Raw genomic sequence first — 11,628 nt, forward strand, 5'->3', positions numbered from 1 at the left:
ATCCACCGGAAACTCCGACACCGCGTCGTGCCCGCCGGAGACGACGTCCCACAGCTGCTCCGGGGACGACACCCCGCCCGGGAAACGGCAGGCCATTCCCACGATCGCGATCGGCTCGCGGTCGGCCTCCTCCAGCTCGCGCACCCGCTGGGTGGCCTGACGAAGCTCGGCTGTCGCCTGCTTCAGAAAATGGCGCAGCCGGTCCTCGTTCGACATGCGAGCTTCCTCCTGGCCCTCGGGCATCAATGCGGTGTCCTGGGATGGCTGGGAACTCAGGAAAAACCGAACTCCTTGCCGAGCAGATCGAACATCTCCTCGTCACTCGCCTCGTCCAGCCCGGCGGACCCGGCCCCGGCGAGCGAGCGCAGGATGGCCCGCAGCCGGGTCTCGACCGAGGCCCGCACCTCGTCGGGGGGCTCCGCCGCGGCCAGCGCCGCCTCGAGGCTGCCGAGGCCGGCGAGCACCGGGTCCGCCACCGCCTCGGCGGGCAGCAGCAGGCCGCGCAGGTACCGGGCGAGCGCGTCCGGCGTGGGATGGTCGAAAACGACCGTGGCGGGCAGCCGCTCCCCGGTGGCACGGCCGAGCCGGTTGCGGGTCTCGACCGAGGCGAGGGAGTCGAAACCGAGATCGGTGAACGCCCGGTCCGCCGGGATCTGTTCGGCCGACGCGTGCCCGAGCACCGCGGCGACCTCCGTCCGGACCAGCTCCAGGACGACTCGGTGCCGGCTGTGCTCGGGCATGGCGCCGAGCCGTTCCCGCAGCGACGCCCCGCCCGCCGCCCGCGGTCCGCCGTTCTCCGACGCCGCGGCGCTGTCGCCGCCCGCGGCACCCCCGAGACCGGCGCCGCCGCCGGGGATGCCGGCGAGCGCCGCGCGCGCCTCGGGAATCTCGTCGACGAGACGGGTCGGGCGGGCGGCGGGGAACGCCGCGACGAACCGATCCCAGAGCACCCTGACCAGCGCGACGCAGGGCTCCTGCCGGCCGACCACCTCGGCCAGCGCGCGCAGCGCCTCGTCGGGGGCCAGCGCGGGCAGGCCGTGCCGGGCCAGCCGCTCGCGGACCCGGGGTTCGTCGGCCATCCCGGCGCCGGCCCAGGCTCCCCACGCCACCGAGGTCGCCGGCCGGCCCCTGGCCCGGCGGTGCTCGGCGAGCGCGTCCAGGTAGGCGTTCGCGCCCGCGTAGCCGCCCTGCCCGGCGTTCCCCCAGGTGCCCGCGATCGAGGAGAACAGCACGAAGGCGTCGAGCGGCCGGTCGCCCAGCAGCTCGTCCAGGTGGGCCGCGCCGGCGGCCTTGCCCGCGACGACGGCGGCGAGGCCGGCCGGGGTCGTCTCCTCCAGCACGCCGCCGGTGCCGGCGCCGGCGGCGTGCACGACCGCGGTGAGCGGGCATTCCGCCGGAATTGCCGCGAGAACACCGGCCAGCGCGGCCCGGTCCGCCGCGTCGCAGGCGGCCACCGTGACCTGGCAGTCGTGCACGGCGAGCTCCTCCGCCAGCTCCGCGGCGCCCGGCGCGGCCGGCCCGCGCCGGCTGGTCAGCACCAGCCGCTCGGCGCCCTGCGCGGCGCACCAGCGGGCGACCGCCGCGCCGAGCGCACCGGTCCCGCCGGTGATCAGCACCGTGCCCCGCGGGTGCCATCGGCGCTCGCCCGCGCCGGTGCCGGCGCGCACCAGCCGCCGACCGAAGGCCCCGGCGGTCCGCAGCGCGACCTGATCCTCGCCGGTGGTGCCGGCCAGCACGGCCACCAGCCGCTCGGCCGAGCGCTCGTCGAGGGAGCGCGGCAGATCCAGCAGCCCGCCCCACCGCGCCGGCGTCTCCAGGGCGGCGACCCGGCCGAGGCCCCACACCTGCGCCTGCTCCGGGTCGGTGACCGGGTCGGTGCCCCAGGTCGAGACCGCCCCTTGGGTGGCGCACCACAGCGGGGCGGCCACACCGGCGTCGCCGAGCGCCTGCAGGAGCGCGACGGTGCCAGCCAGTCCGGCGGGCAGCCCCGGATGGGCCGGGAGCGGCGCCGTGTCGAGGGCGACCAGCGACAGCACCCCGCGGACCACGCCAGCACCATCGGTGTCGGCACCGGCACCGGCGGCGCCGGGCGTGGACGTCCCGACGAACTCGGCGAGGCGGCCGGCCAGCCGCCGCCGGTCGATGTCCGCGCCGCCCACCGTGAGCCGCACCACCCGGGCGCCCCGGCGTTCCAGCGCCTCGGCGCACTCGGTGACCAGGCCGCCGGCGGCTGGCCCGGCCGGGGCCACCACCAGCCAGGTTCCCGACAGCGCGGACGGCGCGGAGACGGTCAGCGGCGTCCAGACCGTCCGGTACACCAGGTCGTCCAGGTCGGCCGCCGCGCGCCGCCGCCGGTGCCGGGACGCCAGCGCCGGCAGCACGGCGCGCAGCGGCGCGTCCTCGTCGACGCCCAGCGTGCCGGCCAGCGCGCCGAGATCCGCGCGCGCCACCGCGTCCCAGAAGGCGGTGTCCTCCGCCGACACCCCCGCGCCGCCCGACCCGGCGGGACCGGCCGCGGGGGCGAGCCAGTACCGCCGCCGCTGGAAGGCGTAGGTGGGCAGGTCGATCACCCGTGCCCCCGCGAAGAACGCAGCCCAGTCGACACCGGTGCCGTTGGCATGCGCCTCGCCGAGCGCCGTCACCAGGCTGTGCTCCTCGGGACGGCCGGCCCGCAGCGCCGGGACGAACACCGCGGCACCGTCCACCAGGCACTGGCGTCCCATCCCGGAGAGCACTCCGGCCGGCCCCAGCTCCAGGAAGGTCGTCGCCCCCCGCTCGTGCAGGCAGGCGACGGCGTCGGCGAAGCGCACCGGCTGGCGGGCCTGCCGCACCCAGTAGTCGGGGTCGCACAGCTGCTCGGCGGACGCGATCCGCCCGGTCACCGTGGAGACGACCGGGACGGCCGGCGCCTGGTACCGCAACGTGGCCGCGACCTCCCGGAAGGCCGCCAGCATGGGGTCCATCCGCGAGGAGTGGAACGCGTGCGCCACCCGGAGCCGGCGGGTACGGCGTCCGAGGGCCTCGGCGCGGGCGGCGAGCGCGGTCACCGCGTCCTCGTCACCACTGATCACGACGGAGTCGGGGCCGTTGACAGCGGCGATCCCCACCCGGCCGGGGCCCGGCGGGTCCGCCTGATCCTCCTCCTCGGCCAGCCATGCCAGGACGTCCCGCTCGGTTGCCTGTACGGAGACCATCGCCCCACCCGCGGGGAGCTCCGCCATGAGACGGCCGCGTGCCGTGACCAGGGCGCACGCGTCTGCCAGCGAGAGCACCCCCGCGACATGGGCGGCGGCGATCTCACCGACGGAGTGCCCGGCGACGAAGTCCGGGGCGACGCCCCAGGAGCGCAGCAGGTCGTGCAGGGCGACCTCGAGCGCGAACAGCGCGGGCTGGGTGTGGTCGGTGCGGTCCAGCAGCGGCCCGTCAGCGAGCACCTCGTCGAGTGGCTGGTCCAGGTGCGGATCAAGGTGCGAGCGGACGAGGTCGAAGGCGCGCGCAAACGACGGGAAGCGTTCGTACAGCTCCCGGCCCATGCCGGGGCGCTGCGAGCCCTGACCGGTGAAGAGCATCGCCGTCCGGCCCGGCGACCGGACCGTGGTGCGGACGATCCCGGCGGCGGCCGTGCCCCGCGCGAGCGCGGCCAGCCCGCGCGACGCGCCCGCCAGGTCGTCCGCGACGACGACGGCCCGGCAGGCCAGCGCGGCCCGGCCGGTCGCCAGCGAGAACCCGACGTCCGCCGCGAGCTCGGGCCCGGCGGCGGGAGCGCCGGTGAGGTGGGCCGTCAGGCGCGCGGCCTGCGCCCGCAGCGCGTCCTCGGAGTGCGCGGAGACCAGCCACGGCATGACCGCCGGGGCGGTGCCCACCGGCGGCCCCGGGTCCGCGGCCGCGTCGTCCGGGTGGTCGGTCTCCTCCTCGATGATGACGTGGGCGTTGGTGCCGCTGATCCCGAACGAGGACACCCCCGCCCGGCGGAGCCGCCCCGCCTCCCGCGGCCACGCGACCGGCTCGGTCGCCAGCCGCACCGCGCCCGCGGCCCAGTCGACCCGCGGCGACGGCGCGTCGACGTGCAGCGTGCGCGGCACCGTCCCGTGCCGCAACGCCTCCACGATCTTGATCACCCCGGCCACTCCGGACGCCGCCTGGGTGTGGCCGATGTTCGACTTCACCGACCCCAGCCACACCGGACGGCCCGCCGGCCGGTCCCGTCCATAGGTCGCCAGCAGCGCCTGCGCCTCGATCGGGTCCCCCAGCACCGTCCCGGTGCCGTGCGCCTCGACGACGTCGACCTGTTCCGGGCCGAGCCCCGCGTCGGCCAGCGCCGCCCGCACGACCCGCTGCTGCGCCGGGCCGTTCGGCGCCGTCAGGCCGTTCGACGCACCGTCCTGGTTGACCGCGCTGCCCCGCACCACCGCCAGCACCCGGTGCCCGCGCCGCCGCGCCGCGGAGAGCCGCTCCACCACGAGGACGCCGACGCCCTCGCCCCATCCGGTGCCGTCCGCCGCCGCGGCGAACGCCTTGACCCGGCCGTCGCGGGCCAGCCCCCGCTGCCGGGAGAACTCGACGAAGGTCGTCGGGCCGGCCATCACGGTGACGCCGCCGGCGAGCGCCAGCGTGCACTCGCCGGAGCGCAGCGCGCCCACCGCCAGGTGCAGCGCCACCAGCGAGGACGAGCACGCCGTGTCGACCGTCACCGCCGGCCCCTCCAGGCCCAGCGTGTACGCCACCCGGCCCGACGCGACGCTGCCCGCGCTGCCGGTGAGCAGGTAGCCCTCCGAGTCCTGCCCGGCCCGCGAGCCCGCGGCGTAGTCGTGGTAGCTCAGGCCGGTGAACACCCCGGTCGGGGTTCCGCGCAGCGACGACGGGTCGAGGCCGGCCCGTTCGAGCGCCTCCCAGGACACCTCCAGCAGCAGCCGCTGCTGCGGGTCCATGGCCAGCGCCTCACGCGGGGAGATCCCGAAGAACTCCGCGTCGAAGTCACCCGCGTCGTGCAGGAAGCCGCCCTCCCGCACGTAGCACCGGCCCGGACGGCCGGGCTCCGGGTCGTAGAGCCCGTCGACGTCCCAGCCGCGGTCGACCGGGAAGCCCGAGACCGCGTCGACGCCGTCCGCCAGCAGTCGCCACAGCTCCGCCGGGGACGACACCCCACCCGGGTACCGGCACCCCATGCCCACGATCACGACCGGATCGTCCGAGCCGTCGTCGTCGGCGTGCCGGGACGGCGGCGGGGACACGGCCGCCGGCGGCGCGTCCGGCGCGTCGTCCAGCAGGACGGCCCGCAGCCGGTCGGCGACGGCCACCGGGGTGGGATGGTCGAACAGCAGCGTCGCCGGCAGGCGCAGGCCGGTCGCCGCGGCGAGCCGGTTGCGCAGCTCCACCGAGGTCAGTGAGTCGAAGCCGGCGTCCTTGAACGCCCGGGACGGGCCGACCGCCTCGGCCGCGGCGTGTCCGAGCACCGCCGCGGCGTGCGCCCGGACAAGCTGGACGAGCAGGTCGTGCCGCTCGGGCGCGGACACCTCGCGCAGGCGGCGGACCAGGCCGTCCGACGCACCCGCCGGGGCGAACGCGCCCGGCGCTGTGAACGCGGCCAGCCCGACGACCGCGCCCGGACCGGTGGCCGTGCCCGCCGCCCCGGTCTGGTCGCCCTGCGCCGCGACGGGGACGAGACCCCGCAGGAGCACCGGGAGCGTCCCGGCCGCCGCGTGGGCGCGCAGCGTGGCGCCGTCGAGGCCCACCGGAACCAGCGCGGCGTCCCGGACGGCAGGAGTGGCGCCGGGGCCGCCCGGGGTGGGCGGCCACCCGGCCAGCGCCCGGTCGAACAGGTCGAGTGCCTCGGACGTCTCCAGCGGGCGCATCCCCGTGCGGGCCATCCGGCGCAGGTCGGCGGAACCGAGCCCGGCCGTCAGCGCGCTGCGCCGCGCCCACAGCCCCCAGGCGAGCGAGGCGGCCGGCAGCCCACGGGCGGCCCGCCGCGCGGCGAGCGCGTCCAGGAGCGCGTTCGCCGCCGCGTAGGCGCCCTGGCCGGCGCTGCCGAAGGGCGCCGCGGCCGAGGAGAACAGCACGAAGGCGGACAGGTCGAGATGCACGGTGAGCTCGTCCAGGTGCAGCGCCGCGTCGGCCTTGGGCCGCAGGACGGCGTCGACCCGCTCCCCCGTCAGGGCTGTGACGACGCCGTCGTCGAGCACTCCCGCGGCGTGCACGACCGCCCGCAGCGGACGGCCGGCGGGAACCGCCGCGAGCAGGTCGGCCAGCGCCCGGCGGTCGGCCACGTCGCACGCCGCCACGGTGACGCTCGCCCCGAGCTCGGTGAGCTCCGCGACCAGCTCCGGGGCGCGCCCGCCCCGCCCGGCCAGCAGCAGGTGGCGCACGCCGTGCCGGGTGACCAGGTGCCGGGCGACCAGCCCGCCGAGCGTGCCCGTCCCACCGGTGATCAGCACGGTTCCCGCCGGGTCCCAGCGGACGCCGTCACCAGCCGGGCCGGCTGGCGCGGCTGGCGCGGCTGGCGCGGCTGGCGCGAGTCTCGGTACGAACGCGCGACCGGCGCGCAGGGCGAGCTGCGGCTCCCCCGCCGCCAGCGCGGCCGTGACCGCGGCGGGCGCGACGGCCGCGGAGTCCTCGTCGTCGTCCAGGTCGAGCAGGACGAACCGCCCGGGATGCTCGGACTCCGCCGAGCGCACCAGCCCCCACACCGCGGCGGCTGCGAGATCGGTGACCTGCCCGCCGGGCTCCCCCTCCACCGCCCCGCGGGTCGTCAGCACCAGCCGGGCGGCGGCAAGACGGTCGTCAGCCAGCCAGGCCTGGATCAGCGACAGCGCCCACCGCACGGCGCCGTGCACCACGCCAACCGGATCGAGGCCGACGGAATCGGCGCGCACCGGGCCGAGGCTGACCGGGTCGGCGCCCGTCGGACCGGCGGCGGCCGCCTGCGGCAGGCCGACGACCACCCGGTCGGGGGCCGGACCACCCGCCGCGGCCAGAGCGGCCAGCTCGTCACGGAGCACCGAGGCATCCCAGTCCGCCGGGGTAACGAACGCGGCCGCCCGGCCGGGGCCGCCGGTTCCAAGGAGGGCGGCGCGCGCCGGTGTCACCTCGGGGGCCACCGGCAGCGGGATCCACTCCGTCCGGAACAGCGATCCCGCGGTCGGGTCAGCCTCCTGGGCCGGTTCCGCCGGCGCACCGGCGCCCAGCCAGTAGCGGCGGTGCTGGAAGGCGTAGGTCGGCAGGTCCACCCGCCGGCCGGCGGCGACCAGCGGTCCCCAGTCGACCTCGGCGCCCCGCACCCACAGCTCGGCGGCGCTCGCGGACAGGCGCCGAAGGCCGCCGTCGTCGCGGCGCAGCGATCCCACCCCGACGGCGCCGTCCGCTCCGGCGGCCAGCGCGCTCTCCGCCACCGCCGGTGTCAGCACCGGATGCGCGCCGACCTCCAGGAAGAACCGGCAGCCCTCGTCCAGCAGCTCCCGGACAGCCGGCGCGAACAGCACCGGCGACCGCAGGTTGTCGAACCAGTACGGCGCGTCCAGCTCACCGGGCTCCGTCATCCGTCGGCCCGTCACCGTCGAGAGGAAGGGGATGCGCGGAGCCGCGGACCGCAGGCCCGCCAGCTCCCGCAGCAGGCTCGCCCGCAGCGGCTCCACCCGGGAGGTGTGCGAGGCGTAGTCCACCGCGACCCGCCGGGCCCGCGCGCCGCGAGCCGCGCAGAACGCGACGACCTCCTCCAGCGCCGCGGTCTCGCCGGCCACCACCGTCGACGCCGGGCCGTTGACGGCCGCCACCTCCACCCGCCCGTCCCACCGTTCCAGGAACCCCTCCACCTCCGCCGCCGGCAACGCCACCGACACCATTCCCCCGGCGTCTCCAACAGCGCCCGCCCGGCCCCCGCCCCCGGCCAGCTCGGCGGCGATCAGCCGGCCGCGGACGGCGACCACCCGGGCCGCGTCCGGCACCGACAGCGCCCCCGCCACGCAGGCGGCGGCGATCTCCCCCTGCGAGTGCCCCAGCACCACATCCGCCCGTACTCCCCACGACTCCCACACCGCCGCCAGGCCCACCATCACCGCCCACGACACCGGCTGGACCACCTCGGCCCGCTCCAGCCATCCCGCGCCCGAGACGCCGCGCAGGACGTCCACCACCGACCAGTCCACGAAACCGGCCAGCGCCCGGTCGCACTCCGCCACCCGCTGCGCGAACACGGCGGAAGAATCGAGCAGTTCCACCCCCATGCCCAGCCACTGCGCGCCCTGCCCGGGGAACACCCACACCACCCGGCCGTCACCGCCGCCCGCGCCATCACTCGCGCTCGCGCACACCAGATCCGCCGCCGGCTCACCCCCGGCCAGCGCGCCCAGCGCGGCGTGCCGGTCGGCGCCCAGCACCACCGCCCGGTGTTCGAGCGCCGCCCGCCCCCGCACCAGCGAGAAGCCCACGTCGGCGACCGAGCCGGGACCCGGCCGCAGGAAGGCCGCCAGGCGACCGGCCTGGGCGCGCAGCCCCGGCCCCGAACGCGCCGACAGAACCCACGGCACCGCCTCGGTGGGCACCGGTGCGGGACGGGACGCGGCCCCGGCCCCCGAGCCGGCGCCGCCTTCGCCGACCGGTCCGGGCCCGGCCTCGGGCTCGGCCTCGGGCTGGGTCTCGGGTTCCGGCTCAGGCTCCGGTTCGGGCGCGGGGGGCTCCTCCACGATCACGTGCGCGTTCGTGCCCGAGACGCCGAACGACGAGACTCCCGCCCGCCGCGGGCGGTCCGTCCGCGGCCAGTCGACGTCCCCGGTGAGCAGCCGGACGTCGCCAGCGGCCCAGTCGACGGCGGCCGTCGGCTCGGCCACGTGCAGGGTCCGGGGCAGCACCCCGTGACGCAGCGCGAGGACCATCTTGATCACGCCGCCGACCCCCGCGGCCGACTGCGCGTGCCCGATGTTCGACTTCAGCGACCCGAGCCACAGCGGCCGGTCCGCCGGCCGGCCGCGCCCGTAGGTCGCCAGCAGCGCGTCCGCCTCGATCGGGTCGCCCAGTGCCGTCCCGGTGCCGTGCGCCTCGACGGCGTCGACGGTATCCGGCGCGAGCCGGGCGTCGGCCAGCGCCTGACGGATCACCCGTTCCTGCGCGGGACCGTTGGGCGCGGTCAGTCCGTTGGACGCGCCGTCGGAGTTCACCGCGCTGCCCCGCACCACCGCGAGCACCGGATGCCCCAGCCGCCGCGCGTCGCTGAGGCGTTCGAGGAGCAGGACGCCGACACCCTCGGCGAGACCGAAGCCGTCACCGCCCGCGGCGAACGCGCGGCAGCGGCCGTCCGCGGACAGCGCGCGCTGGCGGCCGTACTCGGTGAAGACCAGCGGGGTGGACATCACCGCGACGCCGGCCGCCAGCGCGAGGGCGCACTCGCCGCCGCGCAGCGCCCGCGCCGCCAGGTGCAGCGCCACCAGCGAGGAGGAGCAGGCGGTGTCGACGGTGACGGCGGGGCCTTCCAACCCGAGCGTGTAGGCGACCCGGCCGGACAGCACGCTGCTGGCGCCGCCGGTGCTCAGGTAGCCCTCGACCTCGGTGGGGACGTCACGCAGCCGGGAGACGTAGTCCTGGTAGATGCTGCCGACGAAGACTCCCGTCCCGCTGCCCCGCAGTGCGGACGGATCGATGCCGGCCCGCTCGACCGTCTCCCACACGACCTCCAGCAGGAGCCGCTGCTGGGGGTCCATCGCCAGCGCCTCCCGCGGCGAGATCCCGAAGAACTCCGCGTCGAAGTCGGCGGCGTCGTGGAGGAAGCCACCGTGGCGGGTGTAGGTCGTGCCGGGCCGGGTGCCGTCCGGGTCGTAGAGGGCCGGCAGGTCCCAGCCGCGGTCGGCCGGCAGACCGGTGATCGCGTCCCGGCCGGTGGCGACGAGCTCCCACAGGTCCTCGGGCGAGTGGACGTCGCCCGGGTAGCGGCAGCCCATCCCGACGATCGCGATCGGCTCGTGCGCGGCGGCCTCGAGATCGCTCAGCCGCCGCCGTGTCCGCCGGAGATCCGTCATGATCTTCCTGACGTACTCCCGGAGCCGATCCTCGTTGGCACTGGACATCGGTCAGGTCTCCCAGCGTCGGGCTGATCAGGGCGGACGGGTCACAGCGCGCCGAGCTCCCGGTCGATCACCTCCAGCATCTCGTCGTCGGTCATCGACTCGAAGTCGTCGCCGTCCTCCCCGTCAGGGACGTACGTGCCGCCGGCGGGCGCGGCCGGGGTGTCGGCCCACCGCCAAAGCAGGGCCTGCAGCCGCTCGGTGAGCACGGACCGGTCGCCCTCTGCGGCCATGCCGAGCGCGGCTTCGAGGCGGTCCAGCTCCGCCAGGGCGGCGGCGGTGCCCGCCCGTCCCGGTTCGAGCCCGACCCGCAGATAGCCGGCCAAGGCCCGCGGCGTCGGATGGTTGAAGACCAGCGCGGCCGGCAGGCGCAGCCCGGTGACGGCGGTCAGCCGGTCGCGGAGCTCGACCCCGCTGAGCGAGTCGAAGCCGAGATCGCGGAACGCGCGGTCATCCGCGACGGCCGTCGCACCCTCGTGGCCGAGCACCGCGGCCGCCTGCCCACGGACCAGTTCCAGCAGGGCCTGCTCCCGGTCGGGCCCGGCGAGGCCGGCCAGCCGCCGGGCGAACGAGGAGGTGTCGGGCTGGTCCGCGTCCGCGGCGGCCCGCCGGGCCGGAATGACCGGCACCGGCGCGGCTGCCGCGGGCGGCGGCCCCGGGGGTGCCACCACGGGTGCCGGGGAGGCCGGCCGGAGTGCCAGCGTGCCCTCGGCGACCGGTTGGCCCGTGCCGTCGGCGAGAGTCACGGCCACCTCGTCGGCGCCGGCCGGCGACAGCCGCACGCGCAGCGTCGACGCGCCGTCCGCGAGCACGCGGACGGCGCTCCAGGAGAACGGGCGCAGCCGCCGCGCCCCCAGCTCCGGATCGAGCACGAGCGGCTGGAAGGCGGCGTCGACAAGCACCGGATGCAGGGCGAACCGCCGGGCCGTCCCCCGCAGCGGTTCGGGCAGGCCGACCTCGGCGAACAGCTCCGCATCGCGGCGCCACACCGCACGCACCCCGTGGAAGGCCGGGCCGTAGTCCACGCCCGCCGCGGCGAGGCGCGGGTACAGGTCGTCGACCGGGACGGGACGCGCTCCGCTCGGCGGCCACACGACCAGGTCGAACGCCGGGTCCGCGGCGACGCCGCCCGGGGCCCGCACCGCGAGCGCGCCCCGGGCGTGCCGGGCCCACGGCTCCTGCGGCCCTTCCGGGTCCCCCGGCCGACTTCGACCGTCCGGACGCGCGTAGACGGCCAGCGAGCGCCGGCCCGCGCCGTCGGGCGGACCCACCGCGACCTGCACGTGGACGCCGCCGTGCTCGGGAACGACCAGGGCCGCCTCAAGGGTGAGCTCGGCGACCTCGTCGCAGCCGGTCTGGTCCGCGGCCTGGACGGCCAGCTCGAGGAACACGGCACCGGGCAGCAGTACGGCACCACCGACCGCGTGGTCGGCGAGCCAGGGCTGTGAGCCCCGTGAGAGCAGACCGGTGAGGAGCAGCCCACCGGTGTCGACCAGCGGTACCACGCCGCCCAGCATCGGATGGTCGGCGGGCCGCACGCCCGGGTCGGGCGCGCCGCCACGCACCGCGGGCGCGTCGG

3 protein-coding genes are annotated in these 11,628 nt (G+C 77.5%); all 3 read right to left on the bottom strand.

Going from position 1 to position 11,628, the window contains the following annotated elements:
* Nucleotides 1-216 (bottom strand): beta-ketoacyl synthase N-terminal-like domain-containing protein (locus tag AC559T_RS05400; protein WP_498867966.1); only part of this gene is annotated, 216 nt, incomplete at its 3' end.
* Nucleotides 217-272: 56 nt separating this feature from the next.
* Entirely contained in the window at nt 273-10,052 is a 9,780-nt protein-coding gene (locus AC559T_RS05405; RefSeq protein ID WP_498867967.1) for a type I polyketide synthase, read from the bottom strand.
* 41 nt (nt 10,053-10,093) lie between these two features.
* On the bottom strand, nt 10,094-11,628 hold a 1,535-nt coding region (locus AC559T_RS05410; protein ID WP_498867968.1), incomplete at its 5' end, for a polyketide synthase dehydratase domain-containing protein.

Origin of the sequence: Frankia sp. Hr75.2 (genome assembly GCF_949319125.1) — a bacterium.
Lineage (GTDB): Bacteria > Actinomycetota > Actinomycetes > Frankiales > Frankiaceae > Parafrankia > Parafrankia soli.